We start from the raw sequence: 26,994 nt of genomic DNA, 5'->3' as shown, positions 1-26,994 counted from the left end.
TGAAATAATGATAGTAACAACAGCAGGAAGAACGAACAAAGAAATGACAGATTATGCAAACAAGGTAGCAGCACAGTTAAATAGTTCTTTCGTTAAACGTAATGATATACCAGTACATAAACTGCAAGAACAGTATGAACAAGATGTGCTTGTTGTAGGCAAAAATCGATTAGCCATTTATCCGAAAGGAACGGAAGAGTCGTTTTTCTTTCATCCGAACTCAGCGATGTTTCGTGTGAAAAGGTTAATGCGTGGAGAACACGATCCGTTTGTACAAGCTGCTAAATTAGAGAGTGGAATGACAGTGTTAGATTGTACGCTAGGTATGGCATCAGATAGTATTGTAGCTAGTTATGTTGTTGGTGAGAGTGGAAGAGTAACAGGGCTTGAAGGTAATGAATATATGGCTTATATTATGAAAAATGGTTTGCAAACATGGTCTTCATCCGTTTCTGAAATTGATGAAGCAATGCAAAGAATCGATGTAAAGCAAACGGAGCATTTCGCATTTTTAACACAATGTGAAGATAATAGTTATGACGTTGTATACCTTGATCCGATGTTTGAAGAAACTGTCATAGAATCCGATGGAATTAAAGGGTTAAAACACTTCGCTTTGTATCATGATATTACTGATGAAACAATTACAGAAGCAAAGCGTGTAGCGAGAAAGCGTGTCGTTTTGAAGGATCATTTTCGTAGTTCTAGATTTGAAAAACATAATTTTCACGTATACAAAAGAAAAAGTGCAAAGTTTCACTTTGGTGTAATTGACCCTTGCTAATTGTTTGAAAAGATGTATAATAAGCAATAATTAATTAAATATACTGTCTATGATGAAGAGAGTAGTCTTTTTCAGAAGGAAAGCGAGCTAGGGATGGTGTGAGCCTAGTGCGGAAGAAAAGGATGAAGCGCACTTCGGAGATGCTTCTTGAATGAATAGTAGAGTAAGCCGAGGCCCCCTGTCCTCGTTATAAACGGGAAAGTGGTTCGTAATGAACAACAAGGGTGGTACCACGGGTTCAAACTCGTCTCTTATACAGAGACGAGTTTTTTGTGTTTAAAAAAATAAGGAGGATGTAGTATGGAATATAAAACACAGTTTGCGAAAAGCTTATCAAATATTTTTACGAATGAATTAACGCAAAGTCAAATTTTAGACTTAATTGAAACACCAAAACAAGATGAATTCGGAGATGCAGCGTTCCCATGTTTTTCACTAGCGAAGCAATATAAAAAATCACCAGCCATTATCGCGAAGGAAATTGCAGAGAAATTAAATGATCCGTTCTTTACGAAAGTAGAGGCTGTTGGTCCTTATATAAATGTATTTTTCAATCGTGAAACTGTAAGTGATGTAGTATTAAAAACGATTTTAGCTGAGAAAGAAGAATACGGTCAAAATCATATTGGATGTGAAAAAACAGTAGTTATCGATTATTCCTCTCCAAATATTGCAAAACCTTTTTCGATGGGGCATTTACGTTCTACAATGATCGGTAATTCGCTGAAGCATATTGCAGAAAAATGTGGATATGAAGTTGTAGGCATTAATTATATTGGAGACTGGGGAACTCAGTTTGGAAAGTTAATTACCGCATATAAAAAATGGGGAAATGAAGAAGTAGTTAAAGAGGATCCAATACGTGAATTATTTAAACTATATGTTCAGTTTCATGTAGAGGTAAAAGAAGACGAAGAACTAGAAAAAGAGGGTCGTGCATGGTTTAAAAAGCTAGAAGAAGGTGATGAAGAAGCAGTCGAGCTTTGGAATTGGTTCCGTCACGAATCATTAAAAGAGTTTTCTCGTATTTATGATCTACTTGGTGTGGAATTTACAAACTTTCAAGGTGAAGCTTTTTATAATGATAAAATGGAAGATTTTGTTGGGATATTGCAAGAACATAATTTACTTGAAGAATCAGAAGGCGCATTAGTCGTTAATTTAGAAAAAGAGGGCATGCCACCTTGCTTAATTAGAAAATCAGATGGTGCGACTATTTACGCAACACGTGATTTAACGGCAGCTTTATATCGTCAAAACACATATGAATTTGATAAAGCGTTATATGTAGTAGGACCTGAACAAAGTTTACATTTCAATCAATTTTTCACTGTATTAAAAAAGCTTGGCTACACTTGGGTTGACGGCATGGAACATGTACCGTTTGGGTTCATTTTAAAAGATGGTAAGAAAATGTCGACACGTAAAGGAAGAGTTATTTTACTCGAAGAAGTATTAGAAGAAGCAGTTGAGCTTGCAAAACAAAATATTGAAGAAAAAAATCCGAATTTAAAGAAGAAAGAAGAAGTAGCAAAACAAGTCGGTGTTGGGGCAGTCATCTTCCACGATTTAAAAAATGAGCGTATGCACAATATCGAATTTTCATTAGAAAACATGCTGAAATTTGAAGGTGAAACAGGCCCGTATGTACAGTACACACATGCACGTGCTTGCTCTATTTTAAGAAAAGAAAGTGTAGAATTTGAAACGTGTACGTTCGCATTAAAAGATGATCATAGCTGGAGTGTCGTAAAATTACTCAATAAATTCCCTCAAGTAATTGAAGCAGCCTTCAATAAAAATGAGCCATCTATTATTTCGAAATACGTATTAGATGTAGCGCAATCGTTCAATAAATATTACGGTAATGTTCGAATATTAGAAGAGACCGAAGAAAAAGATAGCAGACTTGCATTAGTGTATGCTGTGACGGTTGTATTAAAAGAGGGATTACGTTTACTTGGGGTCGAGGCACCTGAGGAGATGTAAAATAGTAGTAAACTGACAAACCAGGTCTAGTATGAACCTGGTTTGTTTTTTTATTGATATATAATTTTTTTGCAAAATCAATTAAAATCTATTTAAAGAGGGTGATTCATATTGATTCGAACTTTTATCTTACAAATTCCTTGTCATAGAAGATCGGAAAGAAGTTTTTTAAAACTACAAAAATACATACCATTATGTGCGCGATGTACAGGCATGTTTATCGGTATTTTAATGTTTCCGATGTATTTTTATATGGAACCTTCGTTTCTACTTGCAATAATACTATCATTTTCCGCTCAAATTCCATTACTTATTGATGGATTTACTCAAAAATGGAAATGGAGAAGCAGCACAAATTTGCTAAGAGTAACTACCGGCATATTAAGCGGTAATGGGATGGGATTACTCATTTCATCTAGCATTATATGGATTCTTTCTTAAAGCGTATATTAATGGAGGTAGCTACTTAGATGTTCTGGATCTATTTAATTCTAATTTGCATTTCAGGAGGAAGTGGAATCGGTTTTATCATGCACGAGAAATATACAGAAGCAATAATAGCCTTTGTTATGTGCACATTATTTATTGGCTTGCTATATTATTATCTTAAAAAAAGTAAAAAAAGAAGAAATTTCGATTGTGGCGATTTAGATTGTACTGATTGTTTAGATTGTGATTGTAATGATTAAGAACCTGCTTATTAATGTTTTTTCTAAATAAAAAGGGTTAGTGTATTTTTAACGATGCACTAGCCCTTTTTGCTTTAGAATTTTGCTATTTATGATTAACTGGCTTAAATATTCCACACAAGTGTAGGAATATGTCTTCTATACATAGAATTTTATTTTTGTGTTGTATATAAAGGAGGAATAGACATTGGAAACGTATGATTGGAATAGTAAACTGATATATTTAAAAAACACGAGAGACTTATATTACAATGACGATTATTTAAGTTTTTTAGTAAATACAGTTTGGCAGATCTCTGGGCCAGTACATATTGTTGATTACGGTTGTGGATACGGCTATTTAGGCCTAGTATTGCTGCCTTTACTTCCAAAGGGCTCAAAGTATACAGGTATTGACAGCGGGGAAACATTAATAGCTGAAGCGAGAGAGTTATTTCGTTCACTTCCATATGAATCAGAATTTATTGAAGGAGATGCTACAGAAATTGAATTAAAAAATAAATACGATATAGCAATCTGCCATGCCTTCTTATTACATATGAGTTCACCAAAAACGATGCTAGAAAAAATGGTACATTCAATTAAGGATGGCGGTAAAGTAATCTGTTTTGAACCACATTGGATTTCAAATATGTCTTCCTATGTATTAGATGGAGAGAATCAATCAGAAATTATCAGGCTAGGTGCTTTGCAGAAAGTATTTGAAAGAGACACACAAAGAAACGGTAAGGATGGAAATATCGGCATGAAAATACCGCTGTATTTAAGTGAATTAGGCGTGAAAAATATTGAGTGTAGAGTGAGTGATAAAGTGAACTTTTTAGACTCTAAAATGCATCATAATGATAAACATAGACTGTATTATTCATTAAAAGAAGAGGGAATAGCGGGCAATCCAGGAGATAAACAGCTATTTACAGAACGTTTGATGGTCAGAGGATTAACTTATGATGAAGCATTAGCTCAATATGAAGCCGAGTTACGATTTTTTAAAGCGTTTCATATACATTCATCTTTAGTATATGCTCCGAATATGAAAATTACGTTTGGTGAAATAGAATGTTAAAAAGTAGCGATATAATGAGAGTTGCTACTTTTAATATATGGAATCATGAGAGTTTTTGGGTTGAGAGATTAGAAGCCATTTGTGAGGAAGTTCGAAATATTTCCCCGCATATTATTGCTCTACAGGAAGTTAGAAGTTGTGTTACTTATGGATCAAAGAAAAATGTTGCACAGTATATAGCGGATCAAACTGGATATCTGTTTTGTATATTTAAAGAGTACCCCGATTCTCCAGATGAAGGACTAGCCTTTTTAAGTAAAACCCCTATATTAGCTGAAGAAGCTATATGGGAAACAGATATAGAGGAATCGGATTATTGTGCCATTCGAATCATGTTTAAATATAAAGGGTACAAGTTTGGAATAACGAATGTTCATTTAAATTGGAAATCTAGTAGGATAAGACAAGAACAAATGAATACTGTGAATAATTGGATTGAAAACAGCTTTAGTGATTATGAATTATTATGTGGTGATTTTAATGATGATCCATATTCAATGGTGCATCAATATTTAATTAGCAAGCATTGGATAGATGTAGCTCAGTTCAAAGAAGATCAAGAGAACATGATAGCTCAACCAACTTTAGATTATAAAAAGAATCCGAATTTAAAAGGCGATGTAAAGCAAGAAAAAAGATACGATTGGATCATGATACAAGAAAATGACTCATTTGAAATTCCCACAATTGAAAAGGTATCTATACTTGGTGATACATCACTAACTTCATTTGGGGTGTTTCCTAGCGATCATTACGGTGTTTTTACAGATTTGAAATTTGATAAATGAAAAAATATCACTTAATGTTGGCAAGGCGATATCATCATCTCATCGCTAATATATTTGAATTATCGCCGATATAATTTCATGTACTAATTTCAAATTCCAAAAGATAAAATCTTCATTTTTTGTTATTCCATATAATCAAACAAAATACGAAGAAAAACAATCATTTTTACTATATTCTGTTATAAATTCGAATAACATTAAATAATACCACTCATTATAAGAGATTATAGTTGAATACCTACAATATGATGTGTAAAATCTAAGCAAGTAGCAGTATAAAGTGAAACTTTAATCAGTGGTGGTTTTGTTCAGCCCCACTGATTATTAGCCCACACCAATCGGGCGTTTACGCGCAGCCCGACTCCCACCTAACTTCTTTGCTCCAGCGGGATTTTGAGGTTGAAGTTTTACTGCCCGCAAATAGCAGTATAAATATAAATTCGAGGTGAATGCATGCTAGATTTTAAGCAGTTAGAAGCTTGTTTGAAAGACAAGAGATTTGTAGATGGATTACAGGAAATAAATAAAGAAATTTCATATATAAAAGAAACGAATACTTTATCTTATGTGAAAAATTGGCTTGATAATATTTCTTCACATGAGGAGTTTGATATATTAATTCGCCTTACTGATGAAGGTCTTATGCACCAATACAGTTCATTCCTCATTCGCTACGCCTATAAAAAATTCCCAAATATGAGAACGCTCTCTTTATATTGTGACGAGTTAATTGATGAGCGGAAAATTCTTGAAGCAGAACAGTTGTTAAAAGATTCTTTAGAAGAGAGTAATAAAGAAGAAATAGATGCCGATTTTTTAGCGAAAACATATTTTACTTTAGTACGATGTCTGTTAGAAATGAAACGAAATGAAGAAGCGCTAATCTATATGCAAAAAGCAGAGGAGTACAGTACACGTGCGGTCTTTGATAAATGGGGCTACGTCTATATGCATACAGGTGAATGGGAGAAAGCAGAGGAACAATTTATAGCTGGCATGCAGCATAAAGATTGTGAAGAACTTTCCACATATTTATTATCACAGTTATATGCGAATAAAGGGGAACAAAAACGTGCATTACAGCTAATTGATGATGCAATTGTAAAGTTTCCACAAGTACCATATTTTCATTTTGAAAAGATAAAGTATTTATTAGATTTAGGGCAATATGAAGAGATGTTAGCGGTAGTAGATAACATTAATCATCAGCTTCCTTATCATGCTTATGAAGCTTACTTTGTACATTTACGTGCAGAAGCGCTGTACAAAATGAATAGACTTGTAGATTTACAAGTGCTATTAAAAAAAGAAAAAACTTTAAAAGAGTCTTTATATCATAATTTAGAAAAAAATCTAGATGGAAAAAAGGTACACTTACCGATAGTTCCAATTGTACAAAAGGATAATTATTGCGTTCCGACAAGTTTAGAAATGATGTTGCAAATATGGGGAGAAAAACGTACGCAGGATGAAATAGCAGAGTTTATTTTTGATATGACAGGTTCGAAGTTTTCAGATACAGTTTCTTATTTAGAAGAACTAGGTTATGAATACCGTTATTTTAAAGGGAATGAGGAAAATTATAAGAGACTGATCGACCAGGGGATTCCCGTATTATTAAGTATAGACATTGAACATGCTTCACATGTGCAAGTACTATCTGGATATGATGATACGTTACAAGCTTTTTATGTCCAAGATCCGAATTTTATAGAACCAGTTCTTGTGGAATATAGTAAATTGCAAGAGAGGTATCGTTACACAGGTTGTTTAGCGATTACGTTTGTTCCGAAAGAAAAGAAGGAGCAACTAGCATTTTTAAATGAAGAAGAAAATCGTTATTTTAAATCTATTTTTTCTCTTACGGATCATTTAGATGAACAGGATAAAGAGGGAATAAGTAAATTAGTAAGATTTTTAAAAGAGACGAGTGAAAATCCGAATACGTGGTTATATACGGTTAAGCACTTAGATGTTGAAGTGGATAAAGAGTTTATTCTATATTGTATAGAAAAGTTAACGGAAAAGTTTCCGAACTCGGATTTTGTTAAATTGCATGGTGCACAATGCTTTATTCGTCTTCAAGAAGTGGAAAAAGCTGGGCAAATGCTGGCAAGTGTTGAGAAGAAAAATAACCGTGCTTTATATCATTTGATAAATGGAAGATATGCATTTGAACAGGAAAAGTATATAGAAGCGATTTCAAGTTTTCGTTCATCGTTGCAATTGGACGCAGATCAGCCGATTGCATGGAGTTTTCTCGCTTTATCCTATATGTATATCGATCAATCTGAAAATGCGTTGCAGTTTTCTCAAATTGCTTTAGAGCGTAGTCCTGAAAGGTTCACTTTAACGAATCATGGTTTAATATTAATCGATTTAGAAAGATATGAAGAAGCGTATGAAATCTTTAATGATTTGTTAAAAGAGTATAAACATGAGGCGCATGTATGGTATGAGCGAGCAAGATGTGCACATCAATTAGGGAAATTACATTTAGCGATAAAAGGGCTTAAAGTAGCAATTCATTTGGATAGTAATGCATCTTACATTTATACGAAACTTTCGGAAATATACGAATCAGATTTAAAGGATGAGGAAAGTACGAAAGAAATTTTATTAGAAGGCATTGAGAATTGTGATGATAAAGCACCTCTTTACGTAAGGCTAGGTGACTATCATTTTCAGAATGATAGTTTGGAAGAAGCAGAAGTATTGTATGAGCGTGCTTTAGAAGAAAATGATGAAGATGTTTATTCTCATTTCGGAATTACGCAAGTGTATATGGCAAAAGAGCAATATAAAGAAGCGAAACAATATATTCTCGGTATCGAAAAACAAATTGAAAAGAGTCAAGACTTCCTTATGAATGCTGGGATGGTTTTATGGGATGCAGAGATCGAACTAGGCGGGAATGAGGAAGAACTAAAATTAGCATTGGTTAAATTAGAGAGTGGTATAAAGCAGGGAGATTATAGTGTAACAAGTGCATTAGATGAATATGTAAATCGAATTAAAGGAACTGTGTTTGTACAACGAGGTATAGCGTTTTTAAGAACGTTACAAAAAGAAAGAAATGAAGTAAGTGAATACGGTTGTTATATAGGTATTTTATATGAATCTATTGGACAGTACGGCCAAGCAATGAAAAGATATAATAAGGCAATAGAACAAAAGAAAACGGCATTACCTTATTACCGAATTGGCGAAACACTTATGGCATTAGGGCAATTGACAGAAGCAAAACAAGCGTATGAAACATGTTTAGAACTTGATGGGAATTTCGTTGGTGTACATTTACAGCTTGCAGAAATATACGAAAAAGAAGAAAATCGTTCAAAGGAACAAAGTCATATGGTTCAGGCGATGAAAGAAGAACCTTTGCATATAAATATGGAATACTTGGCGCAGCTTTCAGTAGAAGTAGAATTACAAGAAGAGCTGCTAACGGAATTAGAACAGTTAGCGGAGGAAGTACCTGAAATATGGCGATTAGATGCGATCGCATATGTGTATGGAGCAATGAATGAAATAGATAAGGAAAAAGAACAAATTGAGCAAGCGATACAATTAGATGGTGAACATACGGAAGTTCTATATCATTATGCGAATGTATTGGTGAAAAAAAGAGATGCAAAAGCGATGGAAGTTGCAATGAAAGTAATGCAACAAGATATAGGTAATGAACGTATTTTTGATGTTTATGTAAAAGCAGTAGAACAGCATAAGAAATTGTCTAGCATACGAGATTTTCTTCATACATTACAAGTGAAAAAAGCAGAAAAAAGTGCTGCGTTTATGTATGCAGCAGCTGCGGTTACGGAATGTTGGATTGTGCGTCAACAAAATGAACAACCGAAAAAATCTATATTTACGAGAGCTTTTTATCGTATGAAAAATCGCACGAAAGAAATTTCAATGATTACAACAATCATTGATTTATATGAAATTTCGTTAAAGTTAAATCCGAAAAATAGTATGGCAGCGCAGCGATTTGCACTATTCTACGAGAATGCAGCGATGAATAAAGAAGCGATAGAAGTTTTGCAAACAGCGATAGAAAATAAATGGGATTATGAGGTAGCAAAGCAACTTGTAAATCTTTTCATCGAGTGTGAGGAAGAAGGGATGCTACGAGATGCTCTAGAGTTAACGAAGCAAATGGTCCGAGAGCTACCGGATGATTATGATACTCTTCTTTTGCAAGCACAAGTATTCCTGAGAGCTGGAGAAGAAAGAAAAGCAGAAAAAATATGCTTACAATTAACGGGAAAAACACCGTTTGTAAGTAGAGGATTCCTTGTTTTAGGAGAAATATACCAAAGTCAAGAGAGATTTGAAGAGGCAATTCATTTATTAGAAGGTGCTTCTATACATCATTCAAATGATACGGCAATTCTTCTTTCTTTAGCATCTTCGTATCATGGGGCGGGACAAACGATACAGGCAGAAAAAGTAACGAGTGAAATATTAATTGTTGATGCAAATAATTTGTTAGCAAGATATGATCATGCTTGTTACTTAGCGCTTTTAAACAGAAATGAAGAGGCTAAAAAAGAACTTGAAATTGTACTTCGTGAAGATGAAACGGGAGTCTTTGCTGAGCTTATCGAGGAAGATGAAGATTTAGCAGGAATACGAGAATTTGAGAAGTAACTGTATAGGAATAGTTAAAAAAGGGGATAATTAAATATATATTTCGAATTAGTTGACAATTGATTGCCCGATGGCATAAAATAACTTTTAATAAAGTATACAAATCTGAAGACGAGAAAGAGTAAAGTAGTGAGCTGTTCTCCAGAGAGCTGGTGTATTGCTGAAAGCCGGTGTGCAGACGTTATTTGAAAATCATCTCCGAGGAGCCGTGGCTGAACATAAGTAAGCCCGGACGGATGTCTACCGTTACAAAGAACGCGTATGTTAGTACGTTGCTAAGTGCTATTAGTGAAAAGCTAATAGAATTAGGGTGGTAACGCGGGTAAACCCGTCCCTACTTCATAGGGACGGGTTTTTTGTGTGCTTTTTTAAAAAATTCAAAGGAGTGATTGTACATGAAGAAAGTAGATGTAAAAGAGTCAGCTGTAGGGAGAGAAGCACGTATTCGTAAGCAGTGGAACGAACAACGTATTTTCGAGCAATCAATTCAGAATCGAGAAGGTGCACAATCTTTCGTATTTTATGAAGGGCCACCAACAGCGAATGGTTTACCACACGTCGGTCATGCGCTCGGACGGGCGATTAAAGATGTAGTAGCAAGATATAAAACGATGGCCGGCTATAAAGTATTAAGAAAAGCGGGCTGGGATACACATGGTTTACCTGTAGAATTAGGTGTTGAAAAACAACTCGGTATTTCGGGTAAACATGAAATTGAAGAGTACGGAATTGAGCCGTTTATTAAGAAGTGTAAAGAGAGTGTATTCACATATGAGAAGCAGTGGCGTGAATTCACTGAAAGTATCGGTTATTGGGTAGATATGGATGATCCATATGTTACTTTAGAAAATCCATATATCGAAAGTGTATGGCATATTTTAGGGACGATTCATGAAAAAGGCTTGTTGTATAAAGGGCATAGAGTTTCACCATACTGCCCAAGTTGTCAAACCTCTCTTAGTTCACATGAAGTGGCACAAGGGTATAAAACGGTAAAAGATTTAAGTGCAACAGTTAAGTTTAAAGTGAAAGATAGTGAAAATGAGTATTTCCTTGGGTGGACGACAACACCTTGGACGCTTCCAGCGAATGTAGCACTCGCTGTACATTTGAATATGGAATATGTTAAAGCAAAACAAGAAGATCAAGTATACATTGTTGCGAAAGAACGTGTACAAGATGTATTAAAAGAAGACTATGAAGTATTATCTGTTCATAAAGGTGAAGAATTAGTAAACACATCGTATACAGCACCATTTCCGATGAAAGAAGTTACAAATGGCTACCGCGTTATCGGAGCAGATTTCGTAACGGCAGATAGTGGTACAGGACTTGTTCATATCGCTCCAGCATATGGCGAGGACGATTATAAAGTCGTTCAAAGTGAAGGATTGTCATTCTTACATGTTGTAGATGAAAAAGGTGAGTATACGGAAGCAGTACCGTTTTTGAAAGGTAAGTTTGTAAAAGATTGTGACGTTGATATCGTTCGTTATTTAGCAAAGGAAGGGTTACTATATCATAAAGAAAAGTATGAACATAGCTATCCACATTGCTGGCGCTGTGATTCACCGTTACTGTATTATGCAGGAGAGAGTTGGTTAATCCGAACAACTGCAATTAAAGATACATTTTTACAAAATAATGATTCTGTTACTTGGTATCCAGATCATATGAAACATGGACGATTTGGTAAGTTTTTAGAAAATATGGTGGACTGGAATATTAGCCGAAATAGATACTGGGGAACACCATTAAACGTATGGGAATGTGAGAGCTGTGATCATCAATTCGCACCGAAAAGTATTGCCGAATTAAGAAAGCATAGTACGAAAGAAACACCTGAAGATTTAGAATTGCATAAGCCATACGTGGATGAAGTACAAGTTTGCTGCGGAAAATGCGGAAGTACAATGAACCGTACACCAGAAGTAATTGATGTTTGGTTTGATAGTGGTTCCATGCCATTTGCACAATATCATTACCCATTTGAAAATAAAGAGTTATTTGAAGAACAGTTTCCAGCAGATGTTATTGCAGAAGGAATTGATCAAACGCGCGGATGGTTTTATAGTTTATTAGCAGTATCAGCACTATACACTGGAAAAGTACCGTATAAACGAGTATTATCACTCGGGCATGTTTTAGATGAAGAAGGACAGAAAATGTCTAAAAGTAAAGGCAATGCACTAGACCCTGTGGATTTAGTAGAGAAATTTGGTGCAGATGCACTAAGGTGGGCCCTACTCGTTGACAGTGCTCCTTGGAATGCGAAGCGTTTTTCTGAAAGAACAGTACTGGAAGCGAAATCTAAATTTGTAGATACGTTAGTCAATGTGTATAGTTTCTACGTTTTATATGCAAATTTAGATGGGTATAATCCGAAAGATACGTATGACGTAAAGCATACGAAATTAGATGAATGGGTATTATCAAGATTGCATAGCACAACGAAAAAGGTAAGAACAGCACTTGATGATTACCAGTTTACGAATGCAGCTCGTGAAATTGCGGCGCTTGTAGATGAAGTGAGTAACTGGTATGTAAGACGATCACGTAATCGTTTTTGGGAATCTGGTATGAATGCTGAAAAAGCAGCTGCATATGAGACACTTCATGAAGTACTTGTAACAATTAGTAAATTAATTGCACCATTTACACCATTTGTTGCTGAAGATATTCATTTGAATTTAGAAGGAAGAAGCGTTCATTTAGAAGATTATCCAGCTGTAAATGAATCACGTATTCAGCCGAAACTGGAAGAGGAAATGGATGCTGTTTTACAAGTTGTTGAACTAGGAAGAAGTAACCGTAATCAACATTCTTTAAAAGTAAAACAGCCATTATCAGAACTTGTATTACTTGAGCATAAAGAGAATGATATCGATTGGGAACCTTATCGTGATATTGTTATGGATGAGCTAAATGTGAAGACGTTCCATGTTGAACTCGATGAAACGAAGTATACATCCTATCAATTAAAATTGAATTTTAAAACGGCGGGGCCAAAGTTCGGTAAGAATGTGAATGCAGTAAACGGCTGGTTAAAACAATTATCACAAGAAGAAGTACAAAACTTTGTTTCAACTGAAAAAGTAGTATATGAAGCTGCATCAGGAGAAGAAGTGGTTGTAACGGCTGAAGATGTATTGGTAGAGAAAGTTGCGAAATCAGGATTCTCTAATACAACTAACGGACAATATACGGTTATGTTAGATACAAATGTAACGGAAGAATTGTTACAAGAAGGGGTAGCGCGTGAATTTATTCGCGCCGTTCAAGAATATCGTAAGCAGTTGAATTTACCAGTTAATTTACGAGTAGATGTTATTCTTGATACAGAGCAAGAACTACAGAAAACGTTAACGAATCATAAAGATTTGTTGGAAGAAAACTTGCTCGTCAAGCAATTTACATTTAGTCACTTAACGAATAAAGACGATGAAATTTCCTTAGGTGAGACAAAAGTCCGTATTAAATTAAGCGCGGCTAATTAAAGAAAAAAGGAAGTTGGAATGATTCCAACTTCCTTTTTGTATGACTGGAAAAGAAATATATTTCTAAAGTATTGTTTTCGTTTTACACATAAATATTGAGAAAATTTCACTTACCCTAAATGGAAAGGTAATAGAATTGCTCATATAGAATTACTCGTAGATTCACTTTATTTCGTTACTTGTGGACAGTAATAGCCTTATAGGAATGGGGTAAAGGTTTCAATTTATTAGGGGGAGTGGTTCTATGTTTAACAAAAAAATGGTGGCAATGGCAATGACTGTACCATTAGTAATGGGGACAATTTCTACTGTTTCGGCACTAGAAAAACAACAACAAGTAAAGCTAGAAGCGTATTCGTCGCAAAAGAAAGCAATTGAATATTTAAAAGGACATGCTACGGAATACGGATTAAAGCCAGACCTTTCCGATTTACAATATATTTCTACAACGGATACATCAGTAGCTTCATATGTTCGGTTCCAGCAAGTAGTCAATGGTGCTCCTGTATTTTCAAAACAAATAACAGTTACTATTAATGGACAAGGGCAAGGAGTACTTGCTGTGTCGGATTACCAGCCTGTTCAAAATGTGAAGGAAATAACGAAAAAGATTAGTGAAAAAGAAGCAGAACAGAAATCAATGGCGTATGTTGGAGGGGAAAGTGAGCAAAACTTATGGGCTCCTACAGAGAAAGAATTCGGATATATTATTGAAGAGGGAATCGCTATCCCAGTATACAAAGTTTTAGTCCATTCTAATAAACCTTTCGGTGCATGGGAAACATTTGTTGATGCGGAAAATGGGAAGCTAATAAAAAAGGTTGATATAAACCGAAAGGCAGAAGGAACAGGAAAAGTATTTTTACCTAACCCTGTCGTATCAAGTGGTAGTTTAGCAGGGTTAAAGGATAATAAAGATGCAGATTCAACGGCTTTAACGAATCAATTGAAAACCGTTACTTTAAAAGGGTTAGATGGTACAGGATTTTTAATTGGAGAGTATGTTACGATTTCTTCAAAAGCGAAGACAAAATCTACAAATTTACAATTCAACTATACACGTGCAAATGATAGCTTTGAAGATGTTATGTCGTATTATCATATTGATACATTACAGCGTTACATTCAAGGATTAGGCTTTAAAAATATTAATAACCGTTCCATTAAAGTGAATGTAAATGGTACAACTGATGATAACTCATTTTATTCACCATCAACGAAAGCATTAACATTTGGTACTGGCGGAGTGGATGATGCGGAAGATGCGGGCATTATCGCACATGAATATGGACATTCGATTCAAGACAATCAAGTATCTGGCTTTGGAAGTTCAGCAGAAGGCGGAGCGATGGGAGAAGGGTTTGGAGATTTCTTAGGCGCTACTTATGAAGATGCGGTATCAACGACAGGTTACGGAAAAGCATGTATTGGAGAATGGGATGCGACTGCGTATTCTAGTTCAGATCCGACATGCTTACGCCGATTAGATACGAATAAAGTGTATCCGAAAGATATAACGAACGAAGTGCATAATGATGGGGAAATTTGGGCACAAGGCCAATACGAAATGGCACAAGCTTTTGGCCGTGATGTAGCAACGAAAATTATTTTGCAATCACATTGGTCATTAACGCCAAATGCGAAATTCCGTGATGGGGCAAAAGCAATTAAGCAAGCAGATGCTCTTTTATATGGCGGACAACACGCTGCTGATATCGATCGTATTTGGGCAGCAAGAGGAATTAGTACGAATTAATATAAAAAATCGTGGCATTTTATAAGCCACGACTTTTTTATTTTTCTAAGAACTGGTATGAGTAAATTAGGTGATATCAATGATAGTGTGAATATATCCACATTCCATTTACTTTTTTGTATCTTTAAAAACAAAATGCTCTTTAAATTTTCTAGACTCAACTTTTTGACCGTTTCTCATCGAGCGGAAAGGATGTTCTTGCCACGTAATGATCACGTCCACTTCATTTGATTTTGTAGCAACAGGGAAGTTAGCATGTCTGAATCCAGTTTTTCCGCTTGCTAGTCGACTTTCTTCTAGGGAAAAGAGTTCGTATTTTGTTTTCATATTTGGTTCATTACGGAAGACTTCAACTTGTACGTTATATACTTCGTTTTCTCCAACATTCGTTACTGAAAATTGATATGTTTGAAATTCATCTTTTTTAGCTTGAAGCATATTCTTGCTTATTTTTTTCGGTTCAGCAATATTCACTCGCCATTGATCAGAATTTTGAGAGATTGGTAAAGATTTTGGTGAATAGGCGTATGTTTCATTTACTACAATTAGGCAAAATAAAAGGAAGAAGAAACTAATTGCTTTTTTCATATGTATACCTCCGTTACAATTTTGATATTAATATGTGTGGGAAATACAGAAATTATGTAATAAAATGGAAGTTGTCGAAGGGGATTAAAAAACTAATGTAAATCTACATGGGTAAATAATAATAAAACGTAAAAAATACTTACTAAATAACTGTAGAGTTTAATAAAAAGGCTTGCATTTTACAAAAGCAAGAGTTAGAATACTCTGTAAATATAAAAAGTGATGATCAGGAAAAGTACATGATGCAAGGGTCTACAGAGAGCAATCGGTTGCTGGGAAGATTGCGATACCGCATGATGGAAAGACACCTGTGAGTGTTGCTTTGAACGTGATAATTAGTAAAAGCAAACGGTACCTACCGTTATCAGGACTAAGATGGTCAGTATGACAATTTGGGTGGTACCGCGGAAAAATCCGTCCCTATTTATAGGGGCGGATTTTTGTATTCTTTGAAAGGAGGTGAGTGACCGTGGATGATGACGATGACAACAATAACGTAAATAAAACTAAAACTACTGGAGGGAAATATAATGAATCAAATAATGAAGCGCTCACTCACTCGAGAATGTACGGAACATGGTGGGAAAGTTGTATTACTACAAGGGTGGGTTAAAAAGATTCGTCATTTAGGGAATGTTAGTTTTTTATTATTACGGGACCGAACAGGAGTTATTCAATGTGTCTTGGAAAGCGAGTTAGCTGGTTACAAAGTTGATGTTGAAAGTGTCGTTCAAGTAATTGGAGGGATTGTAGAGACAACGAAAACAGAATTAGGTGTTGAAGTACTTGCTCACGAAGTGAAAATATTAAATGGCGCGGAACCACTTCCATTTGAAATAAATAAAAAGAAGTTACAAGTTGGCTTAGATCAAATATTGAATGAGCGGATAATATCATTAAGACATGAGCGAACCGCGGCGATTTTTAAAGTGAAAGCTATACTCGCTCAAAGTTTTAGTGAATATTTAACGGAGAACGATTTTACACGTATATTTACGCCGAAAATTGTTTCACAAGGAGCAGAGGGCGGGGCGAATGTTTTTAAGCTTCCATATTTCCAAAAAGAAGCGTATTTAGCTCAATCACCACAGTTTTATAAACAAATGATGGTAGCTGGAGGACTCGAGCGTGTTTTTGAAATTGCTCCTGTGTACCGGGCTGAACATCATAACTCTTCACGACATTTAAATGAATATATATCGTTAGACGTAGAACTTGGGTTTATAAATGATTTTCATGAAGTGATGCAATTAGAAACAGATGTTTTACGATACATGTTTCAACAAGTAGGAGAAAAATGTGAAAAAGAACTACAGCTATTACAAATAACAGTACCTATCATTGCAGAAATTCCTAAAATCACATTATCAGAAGCACAAAAAGTTTTGAAAAGTAAGTATCGAAAAGAATCTCCTATAGGGGATCTAGATACAGAAGGTGAAAAATTACTGGGGAAATATGTGAAAGAAATATATAATAGTGAATTTGTATTCATTACTCATTATCCAAAAGAAGCGCGACCTATGTATACAATGCCGAATAAGGAGAACGAAGCCATAACGGATTCATTTGACCTATTATATAAAGGATTAGAAATAACGTCAGGTGCACAGCGTATTCATAATCATGAAATGTTACTCGCATCATTTAAAGAAAAAGGATTACATCCAGAGAAATTTCAATCGTATGTAGATACATTTCGCTACGGATGTCCGCCGCATGGTGGCTTTGGAATTGGATTAGAACGGGTTGTATATAAACTTTTAGAATTAACAAACGTACGAGAGGCGAGCGCTTTTCCGAGAGATTGTACACGTCTTATACCATAACATTAAAACCCTTCTATAATATAGAAGGGTTTTATGCATTTCAACATAAGTTAAAGGAGATAACAATGGTTTTTTGTGGGGGAAAATGTAAATTATATCAAGAAAATTTTATAATGAATTGAGAAAAAGAAAATTCATAAGTTATAATAAAATATGAATATAAAAATAGTTCATATAATAATGTATGGAAGGGTATGAAACATGCTATATCAAACACAAGCAACACAACAAACACCAGCGTATATAATTTATCTTCTTGATGTAAGCGCATCAATGAATCAAATGATGGATGCAGGGGGAGAAGAAAAAAGAAGAATTGATATTGTAACAGATGCTCTTTCTTTAGCAATTCGCCAAATGGTATTCCGTTCAACAAAAGGTAGTCGTTTGCTCCCGAGGTATAAATTGTCTATTTTAGCCTATAGTGATCATGTTTTTGATTTATTGGGTGGGGTGAAAACAATTGACGAAGTAGCAAGACTGCGTCCGCTTGAAAAAATCCAAACGCATCGCTTAACTGATACAGCAAAAGCTTTCTCTGTAGTGGAGAAGTTATTACAAAAGGAATTACCAAATTTACAAGACGGGCCAGCGCCTGTTGTCTGTCATATGACAGACGGGGCTTCAACTGGTGAAGATCCAGAATTAATTGTGCGAAGAATTATGGATATGTCTGTACCTGATGGAAATGTACTAATTGAAAATATTTTTATTTCAGATGAAATTATGCAAGAACAAATTACTAGCATAAAGAAGTGGCAAGGGATTATGCCAAATACAGAAATTACAGATGAGTACGGTGCAAAGTTGCAAAGTCTTTCATCGCCTATCCCTCAAAGCTATCGTGAGATGATGACTGAACATGGTTTCCATATTGCAGATGGTGCGGTGATGATGTTTCCTGGTACAAATGCGGATTTAGTATCACTTGGATTTCAAATGTCTGCTGCAACGCCAGTTCGATAGGAGGGATAAGTATGGTGAAATATACCCTGTCGCAAGAGAAAGAAACGGTATTACAAGAAAAGAAAAGTAAACATTTTACTTATCGATATAGTTACGTAAGAGCTAAAGAAACACAGGAATTAAATGAGAGTGGACAAGACTTCCTAGTATTTCAAGATAATGGAACTAGTTTCATATTTGTGTTATGTGATGGTGTAGGGATGTCTTTTCACGGTGAAATTGCTGCAGAGTTTCTTGGTATGAAGTTATTAAACTTGTTTGAAACGTGTCAAGAAAGTGGACAGGATATTCCTACACTATTAGATGAGCAGTTAAATAATTGGATAAAAGAAGCTTCAGAGGAAGTGAGTGCATTTCGATTGCCAGAAGAAACACCGTGGTTACTTCGCGATGTATTGGAAGAAAAGCGAAAACAAGGTAGTGAAGCGATGTTTATCGGTGGGAAAATAGAGCTCATTCCAAATCAAGACAAAGTACAAATAATGATAGTTGTACATGGTGATTCATTTGTACAATTGTTTCAAGATAAGAAGAATTGTTCGAATGTAGTGAAGTTTGAGAGAAATATAGAGAAAAGATGGTCTACACAGCGTGGCATTATTGGTAGCGAATTGGAGGTTTTTTCGAAGACATTATCCAGAGAAGAAGTAAATCGGATTGTTGTTCATTCAGACGGACTAATGTCACTTATGCAGTATAACTTTGAGGAAGTCCTAAAAGAAATTGAAAGGGCGCAGTGCTCACCGACAAGCGATGATATTTCATTCTTAGATATTTCTTGGTAACAACACGATGGAAAAAGGTGAATAAACGTGGAAGAGATTATTGTGACGTACATAAAGCAATCAAATGAAGAAATAGATATTGCGATTCCTAATGATGTAAAAGTAGTACAAATTATTGAAGCGATTTTACATCATGAAAAAATAGATGAAGCGTTAAGCAATATCTATGAAATTAGAGTGACAAAAGATAAAGAAGAATGGCATTCTATTCGGGATGATGAAACTTTGAGAGATAGTGATGTTTGGGATGGGCAATATGTAATGTTGCATAAAAAAGGAGCGATTATTTCTTCTTTTGAAATGCTACCGGCGGAAGAAGCTCATACCGAACCTATTAAATCAGATATACCTTCTAATGAAGAAGATTATGTATGGAAAATCATTGAGTAATAGTTTTTAAGTGGGGAAGGAGAAATGTTTTGTGCAAAAATCACCGTATTTTCAACGCTCTCCGCGTGTGAAAGTAGATATACCAACAGGGGATGTTATTATTCATGATCCGCCGAATATACCGGAGGAGCCTAAATTTTCAATTGAAACAATGCTATTGCCAGCAATGATGACGATTTTAACATTGATCTTATATTTTGTAATGATGAAATTTATGAAGATGAATTCAAGTTATATGCCATTAATGATGGTTTCAAGTATTCCAATGTTGGGGTCATATGTAATTACAACCATGGGGCATTTCCGTAAAAAGAAAGAACATCGTCAAATGGTTGAACAATTACAAACAAGATACTTAGAGCAAATTCAAAAGCATCGAATGGAATTAGATACGTTAAAGGTTGAACAAGCAAAATATTTAATTACACAAAATCCAAGCCCATTAAAAAGTGTACAAAGAATTGAAAACCGGGAAAGTAATTTATGGGAGCGTACACCTGAAAGTCCGGATTTTTTAGATATTCGTATTGGAACAGGAGAAAGACCCTTCCTTGTAGAGTTGAAAGTGCCTGAGCAGAAAGGTTATGAAGAAAATCCATTAGTTACAGAAGCACAAAATGTGAAAAGGGACTTCAATACGATACCAAATGGACACATTTCAATTTCTTTGAAAAAAAACGATGTAATTGGTGTAGTCGGAAATAAAGAAGATAGACTAAACTTTATTCGAATTGTAACGACGCAAATTATGACACATCATGCACCAAATGAAGTGAAAATAGCGGCCTTTTATCATGAGAAGGAGAAAAAGCAGTGGGAGTGGATGAGGTGGCTTCCTCACGTATGGGATGAACAGAGAAGTATGCGCTTTTTATCTGAAAATCAACAAGATGCACAGAAACTAGCTGAAGTACTATTCACCCCACTTAATATGCGTAGAATCTATAATTCTTCTGCGCAAGCGGATGCAAAAGTTCCTTTAATTCCAATGTATGTCTTTTTCTTATCAGCGAGAGAATTTTTAGAGGATGATCCTTTAACTCCAATGTTACTTAGAGAAGGTGAAGGTGTAGGAGCTTCTACATTTATTTTTGCAGAACAAAGGGAACGGTTACCGATGGAATGTGATCTTGTAATAAGCTTAAATGGAGAAAATGGTGAGTTAGTAGAAACGTTTTCAAGTTCAGCTGAAAACAGTGGAACAACACGTGCTAGTTTTAAAGTAGATCGACTTTCATTCGAACGATGTGAACTAGGAGCGCGAAGCATTGCTCCAATTCGAATGAAAAGTTCTACAGCAGCCAACATTCCGAAAGTATTAACATTTTTAGACTTGTTTCAAGCTAAAAATATGGAAGAGTTACAAGTGCTAGAGAGATGGAAAGAAAATCGATATCCGACTTCATTACCGGTTCCAATTGGTGTAAGAGAAGGAAGTAAACCTGTTTTTCTAAATATTCACGATAAAATAGAGAAAAAAGGGCATGGTCCACACGGTCTAATGGCTGGTACAACTGGATCAGGAAAAAGTGAAGTTATTCAGTCTATAATAGCAGCATTAGCGGCAACCTATCATCCTCATGAGATGGCATTTATGCTTATCGACTATAAAGGTGGTGGAATGTCAAACACATTTGCGGGATTACCGCATATTATTGCATCTATTACGAACTTAGAAGATCCAAACTTAATTGAGCGTGCCAGAATTTCATTAAAGGCAGAATTAGAGCGTAGACAAAAATTATTCATTCAAGCTGGAAATGTCCAGCATCTAGATGAATATTATGAAACAAGCTGGCGTGAAAAAGAACCTTTGCCACATTTATTTATTGTTATTGATGAGTTTGCTCAAATGAAAAAGGAACAACCGGAATTTATGGACGAGCTAATTAGTGTCGCTGCAATAGGAAGGACATTAGGAGTTCACTTATTATTAGCAACTCAAAAACCTTCAGGGGTTGTAAATGACAAGATTTGGAGTAACTCGCGTTTTCGAATTTGTTTACGTGTACAAGATGATGCGGATAGTCGTGAAATGTTAAAGATTCCAGATGCATCTAAAATCAATGTACCAGGACGAGGGTATCTCCAAGTTGGTAGCAATGAAGTATTGGAATTATTCCAATCTGCATGGAGCGGAGCACCCTATAATCCAGATGAAGAGAAAGTCCTTGATATTGTTGACTTTACAGAAGTTAAGCTTTCGGGTGAAAGAATAAAAGTGAAAAAGCGTCCAAAACCAATGACAAATAGTCCAAAACAACTACAAGCTTTTATTCAATATGTCCAGAGCGTATCAGAAAAAGAAAATATTAAAGCATTACCAGGACCTTGGCTGGATCCATTACCGGAAAAATTATTGTTAAAAGAATTTTATGCTATGGAAAATTGGACAATTCGAGAGTGGAATAAACCGAAAGAATATTTACAAGTAACAGTAGGATTAATTGATGATGTTGCAAATCAAGCACAATTTCCTCTGAAGTTAGATTTACAAGAAGGGCATTTAAATATATATGGTATGCCAGGTACAGGGAAAACGACGATGTTGCAAACCATTATGATGTCTCTAGCTGTATCTCACACACCAGAAGAAGTGAATTTTTATGTTATTGACTTTGGTCGTATGTTCTTAGATTTTAGAGATTTACCTCATATAGGCGGGATTGTACAAGAAGGCGAAAATGAAAAGATGAAACGTCTATTCGGATTTTTAAAGAAGGAAATCACGCATAGAAAAGAGAGTTTTTCTAATATCGGTGCAAAGTCATTCTCTATGTATAACCGAATGGTAGAAAAGAAAATACCAGCTATAGTAGTAATGGTAGATGGTTATATAAGATTCAAAAATGAATTCGAGAAAGAAAATGAAGTATTAGAATTATTATTGCGTGAATCAAGTACATACGGAGTATATTTCTATTTCTCTCTGAATCAAACAATTGATATGTTCGATCGTGTTCGTAATAATATACCAATGGCACTTACATTTGAATTGCAAGATGGAACAGAATATCATAACTTAGTTGGTAGACCTAAATTCCCATTAATTGAAGTTCCCGTTGGCCGTGGATTAATGAAAGGACAACCGCCGGAATTATTCCAAGCAGCATTGCCGTTTATTGGTGAAAGTGAACTTGAGTACTCTCAACAATTAAAAACAATTATTCAAAAAATGAATGGAGAATGGAATGGTGAAAAAGCAAAAGTTATTCCAATGGTACCTAAAGAAATATTTGTAGAGCATATGGTTGGAAAATTAGAAACAGCACAAATTTCAGCAGGTATAGAAACAGAGGATATTCGTTTACAAAGTTTTTCTTTAGATGAAATGAGTCATATATTTGTTGGAGGAAGAATAGAAGGTGGAAAAACATCGTTATTACAAACACTTCTGTTCACTACTACATACCAATACTCTCCAGAAAAGGTTGAGCTATACTTAGTAGACCTTGGTGAAAGACCTACAGGCATATTAGCTCTTGGAGATTTGCCTCATGTGAAGAAGAAGGTTACAGATGGTATGCAATTAAAAGAAATGTTAGATGAATTGTTAGAGTTAATAAATAATAGAGAACCAGTAATGCCTTCTATAGATCCAAACGCAACAGTGGAGTTTCCATATAAGAGAATAATCATTACGATTGATGATATTGATCAAATGTTAACTATATTATCTACTGATTATGAGGCGAAAAATAAAATGGAGCTAATAGTCCAAAACTGTAAAAATAAAGGAATTCACTTTATGACAGCGGCTACAACGTCTAGTCTAAATAGCTATTCTCATGAAAAATGGTTTGCAGAAATTAGAAAGAGAAGTATTGGTTATTTATTGGGAACGACACAAAATAACGATGTGTATTTCTTTAATATGAAACTGCCACATACTGAAATGGATCAAGAATTATTAAGTGGGGATGGATATTGCATACGTAGAAAGCCAATAAAAATAAAATGTGCATATACACCATTACATTTACTTCGCACGATGACAGATAAAATTAGTGTGAAATGGTCTGAATTAAAAGTGAAATAATATTAAAATAGGGTTAAATTACTAGAAAATAGAATTTTTTTGTAATTTAACCCTTTAAAAATTGTATGAATATAGTTTATAATCTAATAGTTATATCATTTATGATTTGAAAGGGGAAATTATTACGATGGCAGAAATTAAAATCACACCAGAAGAACTTGAAAGAATCGCAGGAAACTTTAAAAACGCAGCAGGAGAAGCTCAAAGCCAAATTAATAGACTTGAAGGCGATATTAATAGTTTAGAAGGACAATGGGCTGGGGCAACACAAGCGAAGTTCCGTGGAGAATTTATCCAATCTAAACAAGCAATGCAACAATATATTCCGATTTTAGAGAATATTTCAACAGATTTGAAACGTATCGCTGATAAATTCCGTAACACAGATAACGCATACTAAGAATAGAACAATTGCAAAAGACCAGGAGCTATTGTTCCTGGTCTTTTTTATGAAAAATTGTCATATGAGAGTAAGGGGATAAAATGGGATTCCGACCGGAAGTAGGAGAAAAAATTATTTTTAATAAAGATGTTTATCGTGTTGAGAAACATCCAGCAGTAGTTGGGATTGAAATGCCGTATGGGCAAGAAGGTAGACAGGGAACAGTCTATCAACTACAACATGAAAATGGTATGGAACGAATTGCGTTAAAAGTTTTTAAAGAGCGCTATCGTGATGAAAAGCATCAACTAGCATTTTTAAAACCACTGTCTTCTTTAGTCGGTCTTAAAGTATGCTCACGATACACGGTTACAAAAGAAGAACATCTATCTGTTATTGAAAAGTCAGAAGACCTTGCTAATAGTATTGTAATGCCTTGGGTTGAAGGGCCAACTTGGGCTGATATTTTACAAGAGCAAAGAATGCTATCAAAAGAACAATGTTTCTGTATTGCAGAAGCACTTCTTAAAACACTTAAAATGATGGAGGGAAATGAGGTTGCTCACAATGATTTATCGTCTAGCAACGTACTTATACCTTTTTTAAGTGAAAATCCAATTAAAGGCCAACACTATATTGAACTTGTTGATGTTGAGCAAATGTATGGACCAAAAAGTAAAAGACCTTCATTATTGCCAGCAGGTTCAGCGGGCTATGCGCCAATGTATTTGAAAAGTGGGGTATGGCAAAAAGAAGCCGATCGATTTGCAGGTGCCATTTTATTAGGGGAAATATTAAGTTGGTGTAGTGAAGAAGTTCGAAATAAAAAATGGACGGATGCAAGTTACTTTAGAACGGAAGAAATGCAGACCGAATGTGAGAGATATACGTTACTTCAGCAAGTATTACATGATCAATGGAATGGGGAAATTGCACAGTTATTTAAGCGGGCATGGAATAGTAATGCTTTTGAAGAATGCCCAAGCTTTGCACAATGGTACGATGTATTTAAAAGTGCAAGAGAAATAATAAAAATTGATGCGGAAAGGCAGTCAGCAGAAGAACAGTCTCTTTTTGTATCGAAATGTTTGGAAATTGCAAGATTACTAGAAGAGAGAGGGTCTAAACAAGCTGCATTATATGAATATAAAATAATTTTCAATTCACTCAATCCATCAACAGCTCTAAAACAAGAACTCGCATATATCATTCAAATTATGGAGAGTCAAGAGCCTGAAATAAATCAAAAAATGGTACTACAAAATTATTTGGAACTAGCTACTGAATTGGAACGAGAAAACAATGCAGAATTTGCTTGTTTCGTCTATTCACGAATCGTACAATTTCCAAACATTGATCATGCGTTAAAACAGGAAATTGAAAGCATTATTAAAGAGATAAAAGAAGAACAAGGAACACAGCCGCAGCAAGAAGTAGCAGCTACAATTACAGTTCCAAATAGCATTCTACAAAGCCGAAAACAAACGAAAAAACAGGTGGAATATGATATAGATGATGAGATTTTAAATGCAAAAGCATCGAATCAACCACTTACATTAACGCATGAACAAAGTGAACCGTCGGCTTTTTCTACATGGTGGAAAAAGAATAAAAAACGGATTTTGATTATTGGCTCAACTGTAGTTGTTGTTATAGGTGGTTCAACGTTATTTTATTTCTACACAACAAACGCTAAATATCAAAAGTTTATGGAACAAGCACGACAAGCTTATGATGATAAAAAATATACAAAAGCAGAAGAAGCTGTTGGACATGCAATTGCTGTGAAGGGAAAAGACGAGGCGCACCTCCAATTAGCAACGATTTACGTTGCTGAAGGAAAAAATAAAATTGCAATCGATTATATTACAAAACTAATAAAAGATAGGGAAATAGATAAAGAAAATAATGAAGCTGCTTATCTATTAGCTTCAGCGAATTTCCGCATCGGAAAATATCAAGAAGCAGTGCAAAATTTTGAACAAGCGTTAGCGAATAATGCAAAAGGAATTGAACCATACAAAAAAGATGCGATGCGAGATTTAGCTGTAAGTCATATGAAAATGAAAGAATTTGAAAAGGCGGAAGATGTTATTCTCAAAATGAGCACGAAAACAAATGAGGATAAGGCAATTGTTTCGTATTTAAAAGGTCAACTATCAACCGCAACTGTGCAGTTAGACAAAGCAGAATCTTTCTTTAAAGAAGCTATTAAACAGGATTCAAAGAATGCTATATATACAATTGAACTTTCGAATTTATATGTGCTTTGGAATAAAACAAACCTAATTGATAGTGCGAAGAAAGAAATGAATTATCAACAAGCATCTCATATATTACAAGCAGCGATTCAGAAAGATATGAACAATATTGAGTTATTAAATCAACTAGGAATTGTGTATTACGAAGCGGGTCAATTTTATGAAACGCGAGATGGTGCAAAAAGTACTGCCGCATATCAACAAGCGTTAGAAGCTTACAATAGAGTTGTCAATAGTGGGACACGCGACATAAATACGCTTGTGAATATAGGGATTTTATACGATAAAGTGGGACAAGGAAATGAAGCAGAGAAATTTTTCACAGAAGCATATTCACAAAATGATGAAAATCCGCATGTGAATTTTGCATTCGGGATGTTTAAAATTAAACAGAAAAAATATGAAGAAGCGAGTCGCTTCTTAAGAAAAACTGTACAAGCAAATGAAAATGAATCTGAAGTAAGGGCGGCGCAAGAAAAACTAACAGAAATGAAAACAAACGGCTGGATTCAATAAAGATAGGAAAAGG

17 protein-coding genes and 3 other annotated features are annotated in these 26,994 nt (G+C 35.0%); of the genes, 16 read left to right on the top strand and 1 reads right to left on the bottom strand.

Going from position 1 to position 26,994, the window contains the following annotated elements:
- Positions 1–7: 7 nt before the first annotated feature.
- From COC96_RS01950 to COC96_RS01910, 9 genes are all read left to right on the top strand, one after another.
- A complete protein-coding gene (locus tag COC96_RS01950; protein ID WP_098266636.1) occupies positions 8–784 on the top strand; it encodes a class I SAM-dependent methyltransferase in 777 nt (258 codons plus the stop codon).
- 40 nt (positions 785–824) lie between these two features.
- Positions 825–1,039, top strand: a binding site (T-box leader).
- A gap of 45 nt (positions 1,040–1,084) precedes the next feature.
- A complete protein-coding gene (gene argS / locus COC96_RS01945; RefSeq protein WP_098266637.1) occupies positions 1,085–2,773 on the top strand; it encodes an arginine--tRNA ligase in 1,689 nt (562 codons plus the stop codon).
- Positions 2,774–2,884: 111 nt separating this feature from the next.
- The gene (locus tag COC96_RS01940) at positions 2,885–3,214 is read left to right on the top strand and encodes a DUF2085 domain-containing protein (RefSeq protein WP_098266638.1); all 330 of its coding nucleotides are present in this window, start codon (positions 2,885–2,887) and stop codon (positions 3,212–3,214) included.
- 29 nt (positions 3,215–3,243) lie between these two features.
- Positions 3,244–3,462 (top strand): hypothetical protein, encoded by a 219-nt coding sequence (locus tag COC96_RS01935; RefSeq protein WP_098266639.1) that lies wholly within the window; start codon positions 3,244–3,246, stop codon positions 3,460–3,462.
- A gap of 187 nt (positions 3,463–3,649) precedes the next feature.
- Positions 3,650–4,528, top strand: a complete 879-nt coding sequence (locus tag COC96_RS01930; protein ID WP_098266640.1) for a class I SAM-dependent methyltransferase — start codon at positions 3,650–3,652, stop codon at positions 4,526–4,528.
- A complete protein-coding gene (locus COC96_RS01925; RefSeq protein WP_098768171.1) occupies positions 4,522–5,316 on the top strand; it encodes an endonuclease/exonuclease/phosphatase family protein in 795 nt (264 codons plus the stop codon). Before COC96_RS01930 ends, COC96_RS01925 begins: the two co-directional genes overlap by 7 nt.
- A 453-nt stretch (positions 5,317–5,769) precedes the next feature.
- Positions 5,770–9,972 carry a bacteriocin-processing peptidase family protein gene (locus COC96_RS01920; protein WP_098266641.1) on the top strand — a complete coding sequence of 1,401 codons (4,203 nt, stop codon included), beginning with the start codon at positions 5,770–5,772 and terminating at the stop codon, positions 9,970–9,972.
- A gap of 99 nt (positions 9,973–10,071) precedes the next feature.
- Positions 10,072–10,311, top strand: a binding site (T-box leader).
- A 56-nt stretch (positions 10,312–10,367) separates the two neighbouring features.
- Positions 10,368–13,469 carry an isoleucine--tRNA ligase gene (ileS, locus tag COC96_RS01915; protein ID WP_098266642.1) on the top strand — a complete coding sequence of 1,034 codons (3,102 nt, stop codon included), beginning with the start codon at positions 10,368–10,370 and terminating at the stop codon, positions 13,467–13,469.
- A 244-nt stretch (positions 13,470–13,713) separates the two neighbouring features.
- Positions 13,714–15,225, top strand: coding sequence for a M36 family metallopeptidase (locus tag COC96_RS01910; RefSeq protein ID WP_098266643.1), 1,512 nt, complete (start codon positions 13,714–13,716; stop codon positions 15,223–15,225).
- Positions 15,226–15,333: 108 nt separating this feature from the next.
- On the opposite strand, the gene COC96_RS01905 is transcribed toward COC96_RS01910, so the two are convergent.
- A complete protein-coding gene (locus COC96_RS01905; RefSeq protein ID WP_098266644.1) occupies positions 15,334–15,813 on the bottom strand; it encodes a hypothetical protein in 480 nt (159 codons plus the stop codon).
- Positions 15,814–16,026: 213 nt separating this feature from the next.
- Positions 16,027–16,238 (top strand) — a binding site (T-box leader).
- Positions 16,239–16,343: 105 nt separating this feature from the next.
- Between COC96_RS01905 and aspS the strand changes: the two genes are divergently transcribed.
- The 7 genes from aspS to COC96_RS01865 all read left to right on the top strand — a co-directional run bounded on the left by aspS (position 16,344) and on the right by COC96_RS01865 (position 26,981).
- Positions 16,344–17,642: an aspartate--tRNA(Asn) ligase gene (aspS, locus tag COC96_RS01895; RefSeq protein WP_098768170.1), complete on the top strand. Its 1,299-nt coding sequence runs from the start codon at positions 16,344–16,346 to the stop codon at positions 17,640–17,642.
- A 201-nt stretch (positions 17,643–17,843) separates the two neighbouring features.
- Positions 17,844–18,608 carry a vWA domain-containing protein gene (locus tag COC96_RS01890; protein WP_098768169.1) on the top strand — a complete coding sequence of 255 codons (765 nt, stop codon included), beginning with the start codon at positions 17,844–17,846 and terminating at the stop codon, positions 18,606–18,608.
- An 11-nt stretch (positions 18,609–18,619) separates the two neighbouring features.
- Entirely contained in the window at positions 18,620–19,393 is a 774-nt protein-coding gene (locus tag COC96_RS01885) for a protein phosphatase 2C domain-containing protein (RefSeq protein WP_098768168.1), read from the top strand.
- A 27-nt stretch (positions 19,394–19,420) separates the two neighbouring features.
- The gene (locus COC96_RS01880) at positions 19,421–19,783 is read left to right on the top strand and encodes an EsaB/YukD family protein (protein ID WP_098266648.1); all 363 of its coding nucleotides are present in this window, start codon (positions 19,421–19,423) and stop codon (positions 19,781–19,783) included.
- 31 nt (positions 19,784–19,814) lie between these two features.
- Positions 19,815–23,822: a type VII secretion protein EssC gene (essC, locus tag COC96_RS01875; protein WP_142339943.1), complete on the top strand. Its 4,008-nt coding sequence runs from the start codon at positions 19,815–19,817 to the stop codon at positions 23,820–23,822.
- A gap of 127 nt (positions 23,823–23,949) precedes the next feature.
- The gene (locus tag COC96_RS01870) at positions 23,950–24,222 is read left to right on the top strand and encodes a WXG100 family type VII secretion target (protein WP_098266650.1); all 273 of its coding nucleotides are present in this window, start codon (positions 23,950–23,952) and stop codon (positions 24,220–24,222) included.
- Between the two features lie 83 nt (positions 24,223–24,305).
- A complete protein-coding gene (locus COC96_RS01865) occupies positions 24,306–26,981 on the top strand; it encodes a tetratricopeptide repeat protein (protein ID WP_098266651.1) in 2,676 nt (891 codons plus the stop codon).
- Positions 26,982–26,994 lie beyond the last annotated feature (13 nt).

The organism is Bacillus cereus (assembly GCF_002577405.1).
Classification (GTDB): Bacteria; Bacillota; Bacilli; order Bacillales; family Bacillaceae_G; genus Bacillus_A; species Bacillus_A cereus_AU.
The sequence above is the reverse complement of the archived record's forward strand: the minus strand, read 5'-3'. Positions and strand labels throughout refer to the sequence as shown.

Coding starts and splice junctions, on each gene's coding strand:
- COC96_RS01950 (WP_098266636.1), top strand. CDS start 8: ATGATAGTAACAACAGCAGGAAGAACGAACAAAGAAATGACAGATTAT.
- argS (WP_098266637.1), top strand. CDS start 1,085: ATGGAATATAAAACACAGTTTGCGAAAAGCTTATCAAATATTTTTACG.
- COC96_RS01935 (WP_098266639.1), top strand. CDS start 3,244: ATGTTCTGGATCTATTTAATTCTAATTTGCATTTCAGGAGGAAGTGGA.
- COC96_RS01925 (WP_098768171.1), top strand. CDS start 4,522: ATGTTAAAAAGTAGCGATATAATGAGAGTTGCTACTTTTAATATATGG.
- COC96_RS01920 (WP_098266641.1), top strand. CDS start 5,770: ATGCTAGATTTTAAGCAGTTAGAAGCTTGTTTGAAAGACAAGAGATTT.
- ileS (WP_098266642.1), top strand. CDS start 10,368: ATGAAGAAAGTAGATGTAAAAGAGTCAGCTGTAGGGAGAGAAGCACGT.
- COC96_RS01910 (WP_098266643.1), top strand. CDS start 13,714: ATGTTTAACAAAAAAATGGTGGCAATGGCAATGACTGTACCATTAGTA.
- COC96_RS01905 (WP_098266644.1), bottom strand. CDS start 15,813: ATGAAAAAAGCAATTAGTTTCTTCTTCCTTTTATTTTGCCTAATTGTA.
- aspS (WP_098768170.1), top strand. CDS start 16,344: ATGAATCAAATAATGAAGCGCTCACTCACTCGAGAATGTACGGAACAT.
- COC96_RS01890 (WP_098768169.1), top strand. CDS start 17,844: ATGCTATATCAAACACAAGCAACACAACAAACACCAGCGTATATAATT.
- COC96_RS01885 (WP_098768168.1), top strand. CDS start 18,620: ATGGTGAAATATACCCTGTCGCAAGAGAAAGAAACGGTATTACAAGAA.
- COC96_RS01870 (WP_098266650.1), top strand. CDS start 23,950: ATGGCAGAAATTAAAATCACACCAGAAGAACTTGAAAGAATCGCAGGA.
- COC96_RS01865 (WP_098266651.1), top strand. CDS start 24,306: ATGGGATTCCGACCGGAAGTAGGAGAAAAAATTATTTTTAATAAAGAT.